17 protein-coding genes and 2 pseudogenes are annotated in these 18356 nt (G+C 61.5%); 9 read left to right on the top strand and 10 right to left on the bottom strand.

All coding sequences use genetic code 11. The features are described 5' to 3' along the window. Nucleotides 1-26: 26 nt before the first annotated feature. Nucleotides 27-668, top strand: a complete 642-nt coding sequence (locus LDO27_RS24620) for a hypothetical protein (protein ID WP_222208689.1) — start codon at nucleotides 27-29, stop codon at nucleotides 666-668. Between the two features lie 131 nt (nucleotides 669-799). On the opposite strand, the gene LDO27_RS24615 is transcribed toward LDO27_RS24620, so the two are convergent. The 3 genes and pseudogenes from LDO27_RS24615 to LDO27_RS25690 all read right to left on the bottom strand — a co-directional run bounded on the left by LDO27_RS24615 (nucleotide 800) and on the right by LDO27_RS25690 (nucleotide 4284). Then, the gene (locus LDO27_RS24615; protein ID WP_222208687.1) at nucleotides 800-1873 is read right to left on the bottom strand and encodes a porin; all 1074 of its coding nucleotides are present in this window, start codon (nucleotides 1871-1873) and stop codon (nucleotides 800-802) included. A gap of 895 nt (nucleotides 1874-2768) precedes the next feature. Then, complete coding sequence (copK, locus tag LDO27_RS24610; RefSeq protein WP_053821801.1) at nucleotides 2769-3053, bottom strand: periplasmic Cu(I)/Cu(II)-binding protein CopK; 285 nt, start codon at nucleotides 3051-3053, stop codon at nucleotides 2769-2771. 555 nt (nucleotides 3054-3608) lie between these two features. Continuing rightward, nucleotides 3609-4284 (bottom strand): annotated as a pseudogene (locus tag LDO27_RS25690) (copper resistance protein B). A gap of 319 nt (nucleotides 4285-4603) precedes the next feature. On the opposite strand from LDO27_RS25690, the gene LDO27_RS24600 reads away from it, so the two are divergent. From LDO27_RS24600 to LDO27_RS24580, 5 genes and pseudogenes are all read left to right on the top strand, one after another. Beyond that, nucleotides 4604-5074, top strand: a complete 471-nt coding sequence (locus tag LDO27_RS24600; RefSeq protein ID WP_222208685.1) for a CzcE family metal-binding protein — start codon at nucleotides 4604-4606, stop codon at nucleotides 5072-5074. Nucleotides 5075-5205: 131 nt separating this feature from the next. Beyond that, complete coding sequence (locus LDO27_RS24595) at nucleotides 5206-5442, top strand: hypothetical protein (protein ID WP_151023048.1); 237 nt, start codon at nucleotides 5206-5208, stop codon at nucleotides 5440-5442. 518 nt (nucleotides 5443-5960) lie between these two features. Continuing rightward, nucleotides 5961-7011 (top strand): annotated as a pseudogene (locus tag LDO27_RS24590) (HAD-IC family P-type ATPase); the annotation flags it as partial. Nucleotides 7012-7075: 64 nt separating this feature from the next. Further along, nucleotides 7076-7492, top strand: coding sequence for a DUF411 domain-containing protein (locus LDO27_RS24585; RefSeq protein WP_222208683.1), 417 nt, complete (start codon nucleotides 7076-7078; stop codon nucleotides 7490-7492). A 42-nt stretch (nucleotides 7493-7534) separates the two neighbouring features. Continuing rightward, on the top strand, nucleotides 7535-8062 hold the full coding sequence (locus tag LDO27_RS24580; protein WP_222208681.1) for a c-type cytochrome: 528 nt from the start codon (nucleotides 7535-7537) through the stop codon (nucleotides 8060-8062). Between the two features lie 110 nt (nucleotides 8063-8172). Here LDO27_RS24580 and LDO27_RS24575 read toward each other — a convergent pair whose 3' ends face one another. The 5 genes from LDO27_RS24575 to LDO27_RS24555 form a co-directional block, all read right to left on the bottom strand. Further along, a complete protein-coding gene (locus LDO27_RS24575) occupies nucleotides 8173-8649 on the bottom strand; it encodes a cupredoxin domain-containing protein (RefSeq protein ID WP_222208679.1) in 477 nt (158 codons plus the stop codon). 69 nt (nucleotides 8650-8718) lie between these two features. Then, nucleotides 8719-9636, bottom strand: coding sequence for a copper homeostasis membrane protein CopD (gene copD, locus LDO27_RS24570; protein WP_053821804.1), 918 nt, complete (start codon nucleotides 9634-9636; stop codon nucleotides 8719-8721). A 7-nt stretch (nucleotides 9637-9643) separates the two neighbouring features. Continuing rightward, entirely contained in the window at nucleotides 9644-10030 is a 387-nt protein-coding gene (gene copC / locus LDO27_RS24565; protein WP_222208677.1) for a copper homeostasis periplasmic binding protein CopC, read from the bottom strand. Between the two features lie 34 nt (nucleotides 10031-10064). Next, nucleotides 10065-10988: a copper resistance protein B gene (locus LDO27_RS24560; protein ID WP_053823090.1), complete on the bottom strand. Its 924-nt coding sequence runs from the start codon at nucleotides 10986-10988 to the stop codon at nucleotides 10065-10067. 216 nt (nucleotides 10989-11204) lie between these two features. Beyond that, nucleotides 11205-13079 carry a copper resistance system multicopper oxidase gene (locus LDO27_RS24555; protein ID WP_151023046.1) on the bottom strand — a complete coding sequence of 625 codons (1875 nt, stop codon included), beginning with the start codon at nucleotides 13077-13079 and terminating at the stop codon, nucleotides 11205-11207. Nucleotides 13080-13268: 189 nt separating this feature from the next. Between LDO27_RS24555 and LDO27_RS24550 the strand changes: the two genes are divergently transcribed. Together LDO27_RS24550 and LDO27_RS24545 are read left to right on the top strand one after the other, a co-directional pair. Next, the gene (locus LDO27_RS24550; RefSeq protein WP_012435768.1) at nucleotides 13269-13955 is read left to right on the top strand and encodes a heavy metal response regulator transcription factor; all 687 of its coding nucleotides are present in this window, start codon (nucleotides 13269-13271) and stop codon (nucleotides 13953-13955) included. Next, nucleotides 13952-15337 carry a heavy metal sensor histidine kinase gene (locus LDO27_RS24545; RefSeq protein ID WP_012435767.1) on the top strand — a complete coding sequence of 462 codons (1386 nt, stop codon included), beginning with the start codon at nucleotides 13952-13954 and terminating at the stop codon, nucleotides 15335-15337. Before LDO27_RS24550 ends, LDO27_RS24545 begins: the two co-directional genes overlap by 4 nt. A gap of 585 nt (nucleotides 15338-15922) precedes the next feature. Here LDO27_RS24545 and LDO27_RS24535 read toward each other — a convergent pair. After that, entirely contained in the window at nucleotides 15923-16405 is a 483-nt protein-coding gene (locus LDO27_RS24535; RefSeq protein WP_224044522.1) for a GNAT family N-acetyltransferase, read from the bottom strand. After that, nucleotides 16353-16706 (bottom strand): type II toxin-antitoxin system TacA family antitoxin, encoded by a 354-nt coding sequence (locus LDO27_RS24530; protein ID WP_222208674.1) that lies wholly within the window; start codon nucleotides 16704-16706, stop codon nucleotides 16353-16355. The genes LDO27_RS24535 and LDO27_RS24530 overlap by 53 nt, the downstream gene beginning before the upstream one ends. A gap of 660 nt (nucleotides 16707-17366) precedes the next feature. Here LDO27_RS24530 and LDO27_RS24525 point away from each other — a divergent pair. Then, nucleotides 17367-18356: ISNCY family transposase (locus LDO27_RS24525; RefSeq protein ID WP_224044520.1), on the top strand; the 990-nt coding region annotated here is incomplete at its 3' end.

Genomic DNA, 18356 nt, shown 5'->3' with positions numbered 1-18356 from the left:
CCGGCGATGGATCGGAAGGAGCAGGCATGACGCATCGCGTGTCCTTAACGATGCGACTGACCATCCTGTTCTCGCTTTGCTCTACGGTTGTGCTGCTTGGCTTGAGCGTCCTCATCTGGCTGGCCATGTATCGGCACTTCGCCACCGAAGATTATGTGTTGCTCCGGCGACAACATTCGCCTGATCGAAAGGGATTTGCCCGGGAAACGCCGGTCGAGCGGCTGCCCCAGCGGCTTGAGGAGTTGGTCAATCACCATCCTGACTCTGTTGCACAAGTGCAGACTGGTCAGGGCCAAAAGCTGTGCGACCAAGACTTTGATTTCGCGATCGTTTTCGCGGCGATCCCACGCGAATTGGCGCGTGACAATACCTTCGTCGGGCAGCAAAGCGAGCGGAAATACCGCAGCATGCGCGCGCAGCACAGAGTGGCCGACCCGCGAATTGGACCATTGCGCGTTGTGGCCGGCATGGACACGGGGATCCATGCGCATTTATGCATGCGTTTCACCATTCCGTGGCACGCGCACCGAGTCCGAAAGCGTGGGGCTGGGGCTTTCCATCACGCAAGCCATATTGGTCGCATATGGTGGCCAGGGTTCGGCGGAATCGTCGGACGGCACAACGCGCTTCTGACGTTTCCTCCTGAGCGAAACACGGCGCGCAGCTAGGGGCGTTTGGCTTTAACCCCGTCGCTACGGTCCGGAAATTTTTTCATGAAGTAGCCACGGCGTTGCGGTCGGTGGCTGCTTGTCCTTCGCTAAAAGGACCGTTCGACTTTGAGTTCTTTGAACGGTTAGGCTCAAAACTTATGCCGCACTCCCAGCACGACGCCGGTTTGGTTATCGCCCGGCACGACGTTGACCGGGGCGCCACTGCTGGCGTTGAAGCCATTCAATCCCAGCTGCGAGCCACCCTTGTTTCGGACATAGCCGACATTGAAGTACACGTCGGTGCGCTTGGAAAACGCGTAGTCGGTCGAGGCGACGAACATCAGCGGATCAGCGTCGGAACCCCGCACATCCGTATAATACGCAGCCCCGGTGAGCGACAGCGCCGAGCTCAACTGATAGCGCACGCCTGCCCAATACAGATTGGAGCGCATAGCCGTCGCGGCGCTCGAGATATTACCGTTGAGCCAACGGTAGCCGGCATACAGCTTCGCCGGGCCGATCCCATAGCTGATCCCCACCAGCGCCCGCCGGTCCTTCTGCCCCTGTGACGCAACGGTCAGCCCTCGGTACTCGTCGTACAGTGCGCCAACGGAAAGCGGTCCGGTCGCATACATCAGACCGGCACTCATCTCCCGGTCTGCTTTCGGCTCGCCGGGGACCTCGCCGCCGCCAGTGCGGCCGAAGCTGTACAGTGCCATGGCGGTCAGCCCGCCAAATGTGCCTTTGTACTTGACGGAATTGTCCGCGCGACCAGCAATGGTATCGTCGCTCTTGAAGAGCGAATATCGCGGCGCGAAACCCATCGGGTCAAACTGAATGGCGGTGTCGTATAGCACCGTCGTCTGGCGACCAAGGGTGAGTTGACCATATTGACTGGACAGACCGACCAGCGCGCCCCGGTCGAACAAACGGCCAGCGCTGCTCGATTGGGCAGTATCGAGCGAGAATCCGCTCTCGAGTTCGAACACCGCTTTGAGGCCACCGCCGAGATCTTCCGTGCCCCGCAGGCCCCAGCGCGAGGTCGACATGTTGCCAGCCGACATGCGCATTTGGTTGCTGCCCCCGCTCGATGACGGTACATTCGACAAATACTCGATCCCGACATCTGCGACGCCATATAGCGTGACACTCGTCTGGGCATAGGCGCCCAGCGACAGCGACCCAAGCAGCATGCCCGCGGCAGTCATTCCTTTTCTTTTCATAGTGTCTCCAGCCCGCCATGTTTTTTGGAATTTGGTAGGCCACTGAAGTCTAGTCAGACCAAGGTTACTGCGACATTGCAAGCCGGTTACATTGATCCGGGACGATGCAACTTCTGTCGACCGCAGCGGTCGCTGCAACGAGCAGCGCAGCCGGAAAGAACCTGGTTAAGAAGGGGAAGGGTGCGTGACGACGCGCCCCTTGATGTCGAGCGTTGTCAAAAAGGACACTACTGCCATGTCCTCATAGTTTTCCTGATAGGCCCGCCGCCTAGAATCGTGGGCGCTGCAGTAGGCAAACGCGACCGAGCAACCCTTGAGCATGTCACAGCGCGCGGCTTACCATTACATCGCGCGACGGGTCACATCCCACATCTTTGAGGGAGACTTCGATTGAATGGTATCCAAGCCGGCTTATGGGCGTTGCGGGTCGGTGCGAGGGCTTCGGCGTTGGCGCAAGCAGCCATGCTGGATCTTGATCGGCGCCTGCCGCTTTCACGCCGGGTGGCCCGGCCGAGTCGCCCCCTGCTGAGTGGTTGATCGACGTCGGGGCCGGTCCAACGCAACATGGTGCCGAACGCTTGTCGCAGGAAGAGATTGTGTGCTGGTCCTAGACAGTCCCGGGAATGAGCCGGCCCGGGTCCCAAGATAACGCCGGGCACGCAATGCGTTGTACGCGGCCGGTATCGCCGCGGGTTTATGGGTATGGTCGTCATGCCCAACACTGCAGGTGTCCCGACCCCTCAGCGTGTCCGTCTACCCTGAGGCTAAATAGTGCATCCGCGGCTCATCTTGGGAGAGGGCTGAGTAACGCTGACATTGGTAAGGCACGGACTAGCTTTAAAAAGCGGACGCCTCATGGGCGCCCGCATGCGCTGGCCAATGTCAAGTCGCCCGGTTAGCCGCCTTCGCGGTGACCCTGAATCAGTGCGTCCTCGAGGCGGAACACCTCGTTGCCCTTCATCAGGATCTTGCTGCCGTCCTTAGTTTCCATGACCTTGCCTTGTGGCATGTTGACGGCCTTCCCGTACTTGTTCTCCATCCCCATCTTGCCGTCCTTGAAAACGTGGACTTTTGATCCGTCCTTGAGTTCATAGGTTTTCACGACAGTGCTCAGATCGGTCGCGGTCGCGGTAAGCGATACCGCGGCAATCAGACTTGCAACAACGAGTACGCTTTTCATCTTCAAGGTCTCCTTTCGCTCGATGGACCAGGTTAAGACTGCGTTGGCACGTGCTGAAGCGCGTGTCGAAAGGGCGCGTCAAGATCACTGCGGTGTCGGCGGTCGGGGCTCGCCGCGGTCACGTTTTTGCCGCCTCGCATCTGGCAATGGCTTCGCTGGGTCCGAGTCGGCGCAGTCGCGGCGCCGTTGCCATGATTGAATAACCGGTGCCGCGGCAAGCGCGTATCGCCGGGTTTCCCTGTCCCGCTGCGCCGCACAGTACAGCAACCCAATTGCCCATTTCTGGTCCACGGTAGGCCACATCGCGGGCGGGGTAGCGGCCGGCCCGCCGTCGCACTGTTGCCACTAGCGGCTACTGAGATTTCGCGTGGACTTCCGACCGAACTGAATGGCGCGGATCGAGCCGGGCGCGATCCTCATTGCTGTACCACCGAGCACGACTAGCAACCTTCCGACGTTCATGGATCATTCCTGGGTTGGCGACTCATGCCAAGCTGCGCAGGCATGGCAATGCAAACGGGACTCAGACTAACGCCACAAGCCGCCGCGCCCATATTAGGGCCGCCGCGTGACCATAGTCGCCATTCTATTTGCACGCGATTGGCCTTGGTAAGCTGGATACGAAATGTAATCACACGGCAAGCTGGCGGTTAACCACCCGCGGGCCAGCACCTGACCAGCGCCTGAAATGCGTTCAGAACCAGATGCGCCCGCCGGCAACGATTTGCTTGTCGGTGGTCCGCTCCCCGGCGCGAGCGAAAAATCGGCGGTATTGCCCAGCTTTTTGCCCCAAACCACGCCGATGTCGGGGGCGAACTGCCGTCGGATTTCGTATCGCAGTCGCAAGCCAAGCTTGAACTCGGACACGCCGCTGCCTATGCCTCGCGCCGCAACCGCCTCGCCTGGAGTTCCGGCGTCAACAGCAGGCGTTGCGTGAGGCGGATATCGTAGGTAACACGCAGCCGGGCGACAGCGCGTCCGGCCGACCCTAGATAAGCCGTGGCTTCGATATCAACCAGTACGGTGCCAGACCTTGCACGCCAAAGGCGCCCCAAGTGCGCGGCGGCTCATTGCCAAAGTCTTGGCGCACCCCGAGTTATCAATCCCAGAATGTCGCCAAGGCGTGCCCCCACAATGCCTCAGCTTTTGCCTCCACCGTGTTGCCGTACATATGCGTGCCTTCCGATTTGACCCATAACCGGTTCAGATCCCGACCGACCCAGGCCAGCATGTCCTTAGGCTTGGCGTCGCCTAGACCACGACCGCCCGAATGTTCGAGATGCTAGTAGCGCTTGTCTGCGCAAGCCACGCGTATCGGCCTGGGGCTCGATCGCCGACAAGTAAGGGAACTCTCAGTCCCTGTGGCCCATGCCAGACGGGCGTTGTCGGAGAACCCTCGCTACTCACCATGGCACCAACCATTTATATCGGCGCCCGCGACAAGCCGCGCCACTTACGAGGATGTAATAGTCGAGTAACGCTTCGGAGAGGCGCCCCTGCCTACCATTGTGCTCAAGAGGTTCTACCTCGAAACGTCAATGGAGAGCTTCATGAAAACCAAAACAACTGCGCTCACCGCGCTGTCCATCGTTACCCTGATGGCCACTTCCACGGCATGGAGTGCGGACAAGGCCAGAACGAACGCCGGCGATAACTGGGCCGAGCACGTCCAGCGGCAAGCCGCCGAGCCGGTCGGCACGTCGCCCGCTCCGGGCGTGGCAGCGGCAAAGGCTAGATCGGACGCCGCCACTTCGTTGGGACCTCAGGCGGCGCTTTTCGGCAGTCCCGCTCAGGCCAACACGGCATCACGGGCGGTCACGCTTACGCCAGGACTGAAAACCGTGCGCGTGGCCTCCGGCGACACGGTCACGTTCCGGAGCGGTGCTCAGGAGATGGCCTGGACGTTTGCCGAGTTCGTTCACGGCAGCACTGTCGATCTCGGCGTTCTCTTTCCGGCGTTGTCCAATGCAAAGGGCGTGCGGGTCTACATCGAACGCAGCCAACTCTTCACCGGTGGCTGATGAACTAAGGCAGCGCTGCAGCCAACGAGCGAGATGACGCGCTTGTAACGTCGCTGTCAGCTCTTGGTTCGGTGCTACGCGCTAGACTGAACTCATAGGCTCATCGAGCCCTTTCCAATAGGAGAAACATTATGCTGAAGTTGAAGAGAACCGCTCTTGTGGCACTGACCGTTACCACGCTTGGCAGCATTGCTGGCTTCGCCCATGCTGGTGTCAATTCGCCGCGCGATCCCTTTACCGAAGGGGCGCACGCGATGGGTACGCGCGATCCGTACACGCACGGGGGCCATACCACGGGGACGCGCGATCCGTTCACCGATGGCAACCATGCGGCCGGCGATCGTGACACCTTCACGGACGGCGCCTAATCTTGCTGCAGCGGGGCTGCTCATACCGGACTGGCCCCGAAGCGAGGCCCAGTATCGCGGAATCCCTTTCGCGACACCGGGCGTCGTTCGTTTCTAATGATGGCACCGCGGCCCAGCAGGCGGCCCTGCCGGATACTACCCTCTGCGCTGCCTCCTGGGATTTTTCTGGGTGCGACACTGCGCACTGCCCGTCAGTGTTGATTTCGGTCTCCCAAAATGCTCTCCTAAGGCTAGACCATCACCCCGTATGCGGTAGGGGGCGTATTTTGAGCCATCGTCCCACTTGACTTTCCCACGACGGGGACGCGTATGCTGCCCTGCTAAGGCAGTTACGCCGATCGAATACGCGAGTTTCGGGCTATGCGCGTGCGCCGAGGGTTGCCACTGCGGATGACATCGGTCTGGCAGCCACGGTGCTTCGCGGCCGCTGCTGGGCATGGCCGCAGCGGTTGATCGTGCATCAGTTTCACCGTATAACCGATGGCCTGCCTGGGCGTTCTCCACGGAGCGGCTGGCCTGGCAGCGCCACGACAACAAGGAGTCAGTCGAGCGAGCGTGTCATCGGCGCGACGATGAATGCGGTTCGGCAGGCTAGTCATTCGGTCCGACAAGGTGGGCTCGCAAACGGTGCTGTCGCAGATCGTGCAAATGGTGGCTCAGGCGCAACGATGCTTCCGAGCGCGCATTGGGGCGAATGACTTTGCGGACGAGCAGGTTCTGCGTCTGGCGGCGAGTCTTGACATGGCAGCGAACATCCGCTGGTTGCGGCCTTGGTGGAGGCTGGCCGCGCCCGTGGCCTGGCGCTGGAGAACGCGGAAGACGTTGAGCCGAACACCGGCATCGGCATGCGCGGCAGGGTAGAGGGCACGACGATGGCGATCGGCAATACCGCGCGGATGCAAACCGACGGCAGCGCAACTGAAGCGCTGCAGGGGCCGATGCATTGCGGGCGCAAGACACGAGTGTCATGTATCTCGCCGTCGATGGTCGCCTTGCCGGCCTGCTGGCCGTCTCGGATCCCATCCAGAGCTCCACGCCCGAAGCGCTAGCCACCCTCAAGGCCGAAGGCATCCGAGTAGTCATGGCAACCGGCGTCGGTGTGGCCACCGCGAAAGCGGTCGCGGCAAAGCCGGATATTGCCAAGGTTCACGGCGACGTTAAGCCGGCAGACAAATTGGAACTAGTCACCGGGCTGCAGCAGGGCGGCGCCGTCGTTGCCATGGCCGGTGATGGCATCAATGATGGGCCGGCGCTCGCCAAGTTTGATGTCGGCATCGCCATGGGAACCGGTACCGATGTCGCCATGCACAATGCGCAAGTGACGCTGATCAAAGGCGACCTGCGCGGAATTGCGCGGGCCCGGCCGCTATCGAAAGCCACGATCCGAAACATGAAGCAAAACTTGGGCTTCGCGTTCCTCTACAAAGCGCTCGGCGTGCCGTTGGCGGCCGGGGGAACGTACCCGTTTACCGGGCGGCTGCTCTCGCCTATGATTGCCGCGCTGGCGATGAGTTTGAGTTCCGCGTCTGGGACTCAAACGCGTTGCGGCTAAGGCAGACCAATATTTGATAGCGCAGTCGGTGTCGCGTCGCGCTACCAGCCACGCATCGCCATCGTTTTCTCGGGAGTATCGATGAAACGTATCCTGACCGCTGTCGCGTTGCTCGCCGTCGGTGCAAGCGGCTATGCTGCATCGCCGGCGCTGAAGGTCTATAAAGACCCCAACCGCGGTTGCTGTGAAGAGTGGGCCAAGCATGTCAACCAGGCAGGGATCCGAACCAAGGTGGTCAATTCGCCGGACGTTGCGGCAATGAAGAACAAGCTCGGTGTCCCGGCACACTTCGCCTCTCGCCATACCGCCGTCATCGACGCTAGCGGCCAAGTGGTGGAGGGCCACGTTCCGGCAACGACGATCCAAGAACTCGCTGCCAAGCCATCGATGAAAGACGTCGCGGTACCCGGCATGCCAGCCAACTCCCCTGGAATGGGGCAGATGGGCGGTAAGCTGGTGACCGTCGATTTTGCTGGCCGGCCGTTTTCCAAAGACTGATGGCCGAACTGGCGGCGCACCAGGTGCTGCCGGTCAACCGATATGGCACAGTCAGAAAATTCGCGCTGGCGCATCGCCGCATGGTTGGCGTTAGGCGCGGCCGCTGCCGTCGCCGTTGCCCTGCAGACCAAACGCTACCTGGAGGCCCCAATTGCCGATAAGCGGCCGGCCTCGGCCCCGCAGTTACGCATCGATGCGTCGGACGCCGTACGCGTGGCGCGCGGCAAGCAGCTGTATGCGCAGGCATGCGCGTCCTGCCATGGCGCCAAGCTCGAAGGCCAGCCCAACTGGCGCGAGCACCTTTCCAATGGTCGCATGCCAGCGCCCCCGCACGATGCTTCCGGGAATACTTGGCACCATGCCGATGCGGTGCTCTTTGGCATCACCAAGCATGGACTGGTTCCAGGCGTCACCGCGCCCGCAGGCTATGTGAGCGACATGCCGGCATTCGGTCGGTCGATGTCTGATGACGACATTGTGGCGGTGCTGGCCTACTTCGAGAGCACGTGGCCGGACAAGGTGGCGGCGGCCCAGCGCGAAGTCACCGATCAGCATGCGAGCCAGCCATAGCGCCGCGCCCGGAGTCCGCTATACCGGTTAGAGAGCGGAGCAAACCTTGGGCCCGGCTGGCAGCGGGCGAGCGGGGCCGGCCACGCGCTCGTGTCGAGGATGCTCGATTGCTATCTGACGACGATCTTGCCCACCATGCCGGCCTCGAAGTGACCGGGCACCAAGCAGGCGAAGTCCACCGTCTCAGGCCGAGCGAACTGCCAGACGAGCGTGCCTTGCTGTCCGGGTGCCAGCGTGACCTGATTCGGGCCAGCATGCTTGTCTGCCGGCATGTTGCGCATCATCTGCGCGTGTGCCTGCAACTCGCTGGCAGTGCCGATGATCATTTCATGGTCGACCTTGCCGAGGTTACGCACGACAAAGCGTACCGTCTCGCCGGCCTTGACGACAATCGCCTCGGGCGTAAAGCGCATCGTGTCGCGCATTGCCACGTTCACTGTACGCGTTACCTTGTCGGGATCGCCAGGCTGGCCTGCAGCGGATTTGATTGCGGCGTCATGATGGGCATGATTGCCCTCCATACCGGCGGCAGTCGCCAGCATCGGAGACATGCTCAACGCCAACAGTAATGATTTGATCGTCTTCATGACCTCTCCTTGGCGGTGGACGGAGGAAGGGGACGCAGGTCGTGCAGTGCATCGGGCAACCTTGGCATGCTACGCGCCAGCGGGCGACAGGATGCCGAGCGAGGCAACCAAGGCCAGAATCAGGGTGGCGGCACTGGTTTCGAACATCAGGCTGCGCCGAAGGGCCCGAACGGCGCCGGCCTGGTCGCCCCCTTGCATGGCGCGCTCGAGCCGCGGGCTCAAATGAATGCGATTGGCCGCGGCCAGCGCGAGCATTGCACCGAATAGCGCCAGCTTCATCACGAGCAGCCCACCGTACGACGTCAGCGACAGTTCGGGCAACACTGGCCCCACGATGAGCCCGTAGTTGACCGCGCCGGTGATGGCCAGGGTGACGACGACGAGAGTCCCAATGCGGGCGAATCCGTTGGAGGTGCGGCTCAGAAGGACCACATTCTGAGGCGCGCTAGAGGTGTGCGACAACAGAACGAAGGCGAGAAGGGCGCCGACCCAGGCTCCGGCGGCGATCAAATGGGCAATATCGGACGCAAGATGGACGTAGCGGCGAACGCCATCGTCCATGGCACCATGACCGCCCCAGGCCAGGGTGGACAACGCCACGCCGCCCGCCGCAGTTAACACCGCAAACTGAAGCGTCGGCCACCGGCGGCCAAACAAGGCTATCGCCACGCACAGGAGCAGCGCAATGAGCCGCATCGCCCAGGCCGCACCAAAATCGGTGCCGGTCACGATCATTTCGAAGACATGGCTTTGCAGCTCCGAGTACGCCGATGCGCCGGTCATGCCTTTGGCCATGATGGCAATATTAGCCAATGAGAAGACGACGCCAATGGCAGCGAGCGCCGTGCAAATAGCGACAAAGCTCGTGCCAAGTCGTGACGCCATCTCGTCACGGCGCAAGGCGTACAGCCCGAACAGCGGCAGTCCGAACAGCGCCGCTAGATCGACATAGAGCGCGAAGCGCACCGCAACCGTTGTCCAGTCCATCAGTGGATCACTTAACGGTGAAAGCGATATTACCGGTGATCGGATGCGTGTCGGACGACACGGCGCGCCATTCCACCCGGTAGCTGCCCGGCGCCAGAGACTGCGCTGGGGTGATGACCATCGTCTTGGGATCGTCGCTGCCAGACACCTTGGCCGCAACTTTCATCGGCGCATGGTTGGCCATGCCCGGCATGCCGGTCATGACGAGATTGGCGCCGGAAAATTGGGTCGCCAGGTTCTCCGAAAACTTCAGCTCGATCTTCTGCGGAGCCGACACCTCTGCCTTGTCCGCCGGTGTGGATGAAACGAGCTTGGGGTGCGCGAAAGCAGCAGAACTAGCCAGTACGGCAGCGGCAGCCAGCGTGGCACGAAGGGTAAAGCGGGGCGCTTGCATGATGAACTCCGATTACAGATTTATAGATAGTTGCTTAGAACCACATCCGGACACCCGCCACAAAGCGAGTTTCGCCACTACGGCCGCCTGAGGCGCGAACCATGTCGGCGGTATTGCTGAAGGTCTGATACCGCTCGATACCGATGTACGGCGCGAACTGGCGACTGAACTCGTAACGCAGGCGCACGCCGACCGCGCCGCTGGAAAGCCCGCTGCCGACGCCGATCTCCCGGTCGTTCTTGCCATACAAGTTTGCCTCGATTCTCGGTTGCAGAATCAGACGCTGGGTAATGAGCAACTCATACTCCGCGGATAGGCGCAGCGCGGTGCGACCCTCCGTGCCGACATAGCCGGTAGCGTCCAATTCGAACCAATACGGTGCCAGGCCCTGCACGCCGAATGCCAACCAATTCCGGCTTGGTCGTCCGTAGCCGGCATCGTTACGGACACCGAGCTGGGTGTCCCAATACGTTGCGATCGAATGACCCCAGAGCAGTTCGGTGCGGGCCTCGTGGATCTTGCGCTTTTCCGCCTCGCCCTCGGCCTTGATGACGAGCTTGTTATACGTGCCGCCGATCCACGCCTGTGCCTCGTAAGCAGCGGCATTGCTCTCGTTGCCTTTGACCCATTCGAGCCGGTCGACCAACACCGAAGCGAACACGTGCTCGTCTGCCATATGGAGCGATCGCGCGGGTCCGATGGCGTATTTCCCTACCCCGAGCTGGTAGCCACCGGAATATGCATGCGGATCGCGTGCGTCAGCCGGGGGGCTGCCGCCTTGCATCTGCATGTCGCCATGATCCATGTCTGCCGCCTGGCCGTGGTCCATGCCTTGCATCTTGCTGTGGTCCATGCCCTGCATCTGGCCGTGGTCCATGCCTTGCATCTTGCTATGGTCCATGCCTTGCATCTGGCCGTGATCCATGCCCTGCATCTTGCTATGGTCCATGCCCTGCATCTGGCTGTCATCCACGCCTTGCGTGCCGGTAGGCTCCCTTTGCGGGCCTGCTTTCGGCGCCGGGCCAGCGCTCTCAGCGACACCGCGCGCAGTCGGCTCTGCTTGACTGTTCGGTGTGTGGGCGTGCTGAGCCCAAGCGGTGCTCATGCCTGCCGTGGCGAGTAGAGCGGCCAGTATCGTGCTTATTCTGTTGTGCATGTTCTTAGTCGGTTAAGGTCAGGCCACCACCACTTCGCGGAACATCCCCGCGTCCATATGCAACATCAAGTGGCAGTGCCAAGCCCATCGTCCCAAGGCGTCGGCGGTGACCAGGAAGCTGATTCGTTGCGCAGGTTGCACGGCAATGGTGTGCCGGCGCGCTTGGAACGCACCATCCGGCGCCTCCAATTCGCTCCACATGCCATGCAGATGCATCGGGTGCGTCATCATCGTGTCGTTATGCAAGATGACGCGCAGCCGTTCGCCATACTTGAAGTAGACCGGGGTGGATTTACCAAACTCGACACCGTCGAAGGACCACGAATAACGCTCCATATTGCCGGTCAGGTGCAATTCGACTTCGCGCCCTGGGCCGCGCTGGTCCAGCGGACCGCCGATGGTATGTTGGTCGGCCAGCGTCAGCACGCGACGGCCGTTGTTGCGCAGGCCGATGCCGGGGTCGTCCAGGTTGGTGCGCGCCATGTCGACCCGCATATCCGTGCTGGCGCCGTATTCGGTCCTCGCGTGCCGCGCCTTGGTGCTCGGGACCTTGAGCGATGCGTCAGCGCCCATGCTGTTCATGCCGCCCATGCCGTGCTGGCTGTGGTCCATGGCCATTGCGCCGTGTCCCATTGCTTGCATGCCCATGGAGCCATGGTCCATGCCGGCGTGGTCCATGCCCTGCATGGCCATACCACCATGATTCATGCCGCCCATTCCACCCATGCTACCCATCATGTCGGCCATGGTGAGCCACTTGGGCTTGTCCAGCGCAGGCACCGCGGCCACCAGGCCCTCTCGCGTGGCCAGCGTGCCACGGGCGTAGCCGGTGCGGTCCATCGCCTGCGAAAAGATGGTATAGGCCTCGTCCCGCGGCTCCACGATGACGTCGCAAGTCTCGCCAGCGCCGAAACGGAACTCGTCGACCGTCACCGGCTCGATGTTCTGCCCGTCAACCTGGAACACCTTAAGCTTCAGGCCAGGAATGCGTACATCGTAGAAGGTATTGCCTGAGCCGTTGATGAAGCGCAACCGCACCTTCTCGCCGGGCTGGAACAGACCGGTCCAGTTGCCGGCCGGCGTAACGCCATTGGTCAGATAGGTCAGGGTGGCACCGGAGAGATCTGCCAGATCGGTCGGATTCATCCGCATCTGCTGCCACATCTTGCGCTTGGCGAGCGCACTCTTGATCCCGTCGTTCGAGACGTCGCGGAAGAAGTCGATCGCCGTGGGCTGGTTATAGTTGTAGTAGTCGCTCTGGACTTTCAGTTTGGAGAGGACGCGCATCGGATCCTCATCGGTCCAATCCGACAGCAGCACCGTGTAATCGCGATCAGCCCGGACGCCGTCCACGCCGCTGGCCGGGTCGATGACAATGCCGCCATACACGCCGGTCATCTCCTGAAAGCCCGAATGGGAGTGATACCAATAGCTGCCAGTCTGCTCTACCTTGAACCGGTAGGTGAAGCTCTCGCCCGGCGCGATACCGGGAAAGCTGATGCCTGGTACGCCATCCATCTCGAACGGCAAAATGATCCCGTGCCAGTGAATCGAGGTCGGCTCGCGCAGCCGATTGGTGACCCGGATCGTTACCGTGTCGCCCTGCCGCCAGCGTAGCGTCGGCCCGGGCAACATCCCGTTAATGGTGGTTGCCACCCGCGGGCTGCCCGTAAAGTTAACCACCGACTCGCCAATCACGAGGTCGAATTCGGTCCCCCGCAGCACCGGCGCCGTCCCCGACGCGGCACCTTGCGGCTTGTCTGATGCTTGGGCCCACGCGATGCCCCCAAGACCGGACAATCCTGCCATCACACCCCCCGCAGCCAGACCCTGCACGAAGCGGCGGCGCGGTAGGTTGGCCAGCACAATGCCAGACTGTCGATCACGTCCCATGAAATAGTCCTTTTTGCTTGAATGGCCGCATCGGACAGCGGCAAAGAGAGAGTAACGAGGACGAGGCTACCGACAACTTACCTGAACATTACATTCCGGTAATGTCCGGGCCACTCGGAGCAGGGCTGCGTAGACTCGCCATGGGCTGACCCAAGCGCAGCCATACAATCGGAAAAAGGAAGCTCGAACATGAAACTGCTCGTCGTAGAGGACGAATCCAAGACAGGCCAGTACCTGCGCCAGGGATTGACCGAGGCCGGATTCGTTGTCGACCTGGTTGGCAACGGGCTTGATGGACAACACCTGGCGCTCAACGAGTCTTACGATCTGATTATTCTCGACGTCATGCTGCCGGACCTCGATGGCTGGAGAATTCTGCTGAGCCTGCGCGCGGCCGAGAGCGCGGTTCCGGTCTTGTTCCTTACTGCCCGCGACAGCGTCGCTGATCGGGTCAAGGGACTGGAGCTCGGCGCGGACGATTACCTGGTAAAGCCATTTGCATTCTCCGAACTGTTGGCTCGCGTCCGGACGCTGCTGCGCCGCGGCACTGTGCAGATGGGGCTGGACCGCATTCAGGTGGGCGACCTGGTGCTTGATCTTAGTCGACGTCGCGCTTCGCGCGGAGGTCGCCGGATAGCGCTGACCAGCAAGGAGTTTGCGCTGCTCGAACTGCTCGCCCGCAGGCGGGGAGAAGTTCTGCCCCGCTCGTTGATTGCGTCCCAGGTGTGGGATATGAACTTCGACAGCGACAGCAATGTGATCGACGTTGCGATTCGCCGCTTGCGAGCCAAGATCGACGACGACTTCGACGCCAAGCTGATTCAGACGGTGCGAGGCATGGGGTACGTGCTGGAAGCGCCCGAGGGGCAAGAATGAAGCGCCGTATGTCGCTGACCATGCGGCTGACGTTGTTGTTTTCTCTGACGTCGGCATTGGTGCTACTTGGCCTCGGAATACTGATCTGGCTTTCCATGGACCGGCATTTTGCCGACGAAGATTATGTGGTGCTTGGGGACAACGTTCGTCTGATTCAAAAGATCGCTCAGGAGCAATCCAGCACGCACCTGCCGAGCCGTCTTGCGGAAATGGTGGAACATCACCCCGGTTTTGTCGCCCATGTGAGCACCGCGAAAGGTGACGTCATTTACCGCACCAATGGGTTCGATTTTGGCGCCATGCTCAACGTTATTGGCCGGCTTGGACCGGATGAGACGACCTTGAGCTGGCAGCAGGGAGACAAGGAATACCGAGGTATGCGCGCGCACGCGACAGTGCCCGGCGAGTCGGTGCCCTTGGCGGTGATGGTCGGCATGGACACCGAAATCCATGCCCACTTTATGCACGCGTTTCGTCGCTCGCTGGCCTTCTATACCACGTTGGCGGTGCTCGCCAGCGGCTTGTTCGGCTGGTGGGCAGCCAGGCGCGGTCTGGCGCCGTTGCGAACGATGGCCTCTCGCGCCAAGGGTGTCACGTCGAATCACCTTGACGCCCGCATGCCCGTGGAGACCGTGCCGGTGGAGATGGCCGATCTGGCGGCGACGCTGAATGCCATGCTCGAGCGCTTGCAGGACGATTTCCGGCGATTGTCCGAATTCTCGTCCGACCTGGCTCACGAATTGCGCACGCCGATCACCAACCTGATGACCCAGACCCATGTCGTGTTGTCGCAGCCGCGCGAGGCCGCCAAGTACCGCGACGTGTTGGCCTCCAACGCCGAGGAGCTGCTGCGCCTTGGCCGCATGGTGTCCGATATGCTTTACTTGGCCAAGATGGAGCACGGCATCACGCTGCCCAACGAGGAGTCGATCCATGTCGGCGACGAGGCCCGCGCGCTGTTTGATTTCTACGACGCCTTGGCCGAGGACAAGGGTGTGCAGCTGCGCCTGCAGGGCGACGCCAGCATCGTGGGCGATCGCCTGATGTTGCGCCGCGCACTGAGCAATCTGCTGTCGAACGCACTGCGGTATACGCCCAGCGGCAAAGCGATTGTGATCAAGGCATGCGAGCAAGACGGCGGCGCCACCATCGTGGTCGAGAACCAGGGCGAGGGGATCGATCCCGAGCTGTTGCCGTCGTTGTTCGACCGGTTCTTTCGGGCCGACAAGTCCAGGGCGCGCGCTGATTCGGACAGCGTGGGGCTTGGCTTGTCGATCACGCAAGCCATCATGGTGGCGCACCGCGGTGGAATCTCGGCTGAGTCGTCAGGCGGTCTCACCCGCTTTATTCTGACCTTCCCGCGGCGCCAGCCACGAGCTTAGGGAGGCCGGTCCCCCATGGCGAGCTGCGAGGCACGTGCTGATGCCAGCAAGATCGGCATACTGTTAGGCCATGTGCCGGATCCCGCTGCCAATAGCGACGCTATTGAGATTAGTATCCTTATCGTAATAGCCAGTCCACTGGGCTAAACTTGCGCGCATGAAATCGCCCCTGACTCAATCGACGGCGGGCTCCGGCACTAGCGTCCGCATCGGCCGAGTTCGTGACGACGCATCGCCGAACTTCCCAGACGCCGCCTCGCTGGCCGCACTGCGCGCCTGGCATGCTGGCCTCGGTACGCGCCAGGCAGTCGCGCAATACCTGGGAGAGCAGAGGGCGCATGGCCAGTCCTCGCGTGCCATCCTGGGGCGCATCCAGCGACAGCTTGCGGCGATGGCCCGGCTGCGGGGTCGCGAAGATATCGCCACGTTGTTTGAAAATTCCGGCATCGATGCACGTAGAGCAGGGCAGGGCGGCGGATCACGCGGTGGAAGTGTTGCGCCGGCTCCCTGTACCGCGGCCGGCGATCACCGACGACATCGGTCGGTGGCTGCCGAAAGCCGCCGTAGGCGGCGTTCCCAAGCCGCTTACAGCTGCCGGACCGTGCTCATCGGTAAGACAAGCCGCATGGGATCTGTCGTGAGCGGCGCAAAGCCGTAGTAGCGATAGAACTCCGCGGCATCGGCATCGAGGGCGTCTACAATGACGCATTGCAGACCGATGATGTCAGCCGCTTTCGCCGCCTGTTCAAGGGCATGCATCAAGAGGCATCCGCCGAGGCCCTGGCCTTTGTTGTTCTTGTCGACGGCGAGCCGTCCCAAGAGCACAGCGGATACTTCCTTAGGGTGCTTGCCCGGCATCCCCTCGGTCTCCACCAGCGTTGCCGATACCGCATAGTAGCCAACGATCCGTTTAGGATCGTCCTCCGCGGTCGCGACATACGTCCGGGACAGACCTTTATCTTGGTGCTGCCTGGCTGTTTTCTGCAGCCAGGCATTCATCGAACCGACCCCGCAATCAAACGTGTTGCGATCGTGGCTCGAGCTCAAAGGTTGAATCTCGATTTCCAATTTTCGAACTCCGGAAACGTTCCATTGCGCGTTTCAGAGCTTCGTTCGGCGTCGGTGGTGAATCGAGCAGCGCAAAGAAGCGCCGCGACTGTTCCACGTTCAGCTTGATAGCCTTGATGGATTCCTCGTGCTCAATTACTTCCTCAGCCGCTCGTAGCGCTGCCTGCACAACGAACTGGTTAAGGGTACTACCCGATAGGTCTGCAGCAAGCTGCAGCAAGTCCTGCTTCTCCACACTCAATCGGGCTGTGATGCGCCCACGCGCTGATACTTCCTGCGCGCTTTCGTGCTTCGTAGACATGGTCGTTCTCTCCTTATGCGTCCCGGGCGCCTCACGGCGTGGCGGGACAACTGCGTATAAAAAACTCGTATAGAAAGCTCGTATAAAAAAGCTCGGTTAAAAGAACGTCAGCCTTCACCCGCGGCCCTTCTGAGCCCCGGCTGAAGGAAACCAATCATACCAATGGTGGTGCCAAAATGCAACCAATGGCGTCAAAATGACACCAATAGCTTGTTGGGCCAAAAGAACGGCCCGCAAGGGGCGGCCAAAGGGGCAATGCCGGTGGAGGCCGACCTCCGCTGGAGCCAGCTGAGCGGCTTCCTTGCTTGCCAGCTTCCTGGGTGTTCTACTGGGGCTCCAGCCCGACGTTGAGGGCTAAGCCAACCCCGCGAATGCGCATAGCGGCGGTAGGACTTGAAAATTCGCAGTTCAAGCGTCCGTGGCGTCGATTCGGCCCTCTGCGCTTTTCTTCCGACTAGGACTACGGTGGAAATATGCGGCAAAAGTGGCCAACGCTTTCCGCGCTATGCTCCGCGCGATCTCAGGTGTCTCATTTGACATAAGGTTTATTATCGGCAGCAATGATGTTGGAGCCAAGTTGTAATGTCCGGTTTTAGCCAAGTTCAAATGTCCGAGTGAGTTGGCGTACCCTGACCGGCTGCCATCTGATGGGAGCCGGCCATGTCTTCAGACAGGATCACCCTGACCATGAGGCAGATCGATCGGTTGAAGGTGTTGCAGGCGCTGGCCGAGGGATTGCTCAAGACCGGGATTGCGGCTGGGCGCATGGGACTGTCCACCCGGCAGACGTTGCGACTGCTGAGGCGATTCGAGGCCATCGGACCGGTGGCGCTAATCAATGGCCGTGTTGCTCGTGCCGGCAATAACCAACTGACTCCTGGACTAGAGGCGCGGGTCCGAGGGCTGATCCGTGACACCTACGCCGACTTTGGCCCCACGCTCGCCTGCGAGAAGCTGCGCGAGCGCCACGGCATTGATCTGGCCAAGGAGACGGTACGCCGGATCATGATCGATGCCGGCTTCTGGGTGCCGAGGAAGCTGCGCCCGCCCAAGGTGCACCAGCCGCGGCACCGGCGCGCCTGCCTGGGCGAGCTGATCCAGATCGACGGCAGCGATCACCGCTGGTTCGAGGACCGGGGGCCGGCCTGCACGCTGCTGGTCTACGTCGACGATGCGACCGGACAACTGATGCAACTGCTGTTCGTGCCGACCGAATCGACGTTCTCGTACTTTGCGGCCACGCGGGCCTATCTGGAGCGGCACGGCAAGCCGGTGGCGTTCTACAGCGATAAGGCGGGGGTGTTCCGGGTCAATGCCAAGGATGGGCCGGATGGACGCGGTTACACGCAGTTCGGGCGGGCGCTGTTCGAGTTGAACATCGACATCCTGTGCGCCAATTCGAGCCAGGCCAAGGGGCGCGTGGAGCGAATGAATGGCACGTTGCAGGACAGGCTGGTCAAGGAGCTGCGGCTGCGCGGGATCGACACGCCGGCGGCCGCCAATGCCTATGCACCGGCCTTCATCGCCGACTTCAACGCGCGCTTTGCCAAGGTGCCGCGCAGCGACTTCGATGCGCACCGGCCGGTGCGTGGCGATGAAGACCTGACGCGGATCTTTACCTGGCGCGAATGGCGCAAGGTGTCGCAGAAC

Source organism: Cupriavidus respiraculi, assembly GCF_914271545.1.
GTDB classification, from domain to species: domain Bacteria; phylum Pseudomonadota; class Gammaproteobacteria; order Burkholderiales; family Burkholderiaceae; genus Cupriavidus; species Cupriavidus respiraculi.
This window is presented reverse-complemented; position numbering and strand designations above follow the sequence as displayed.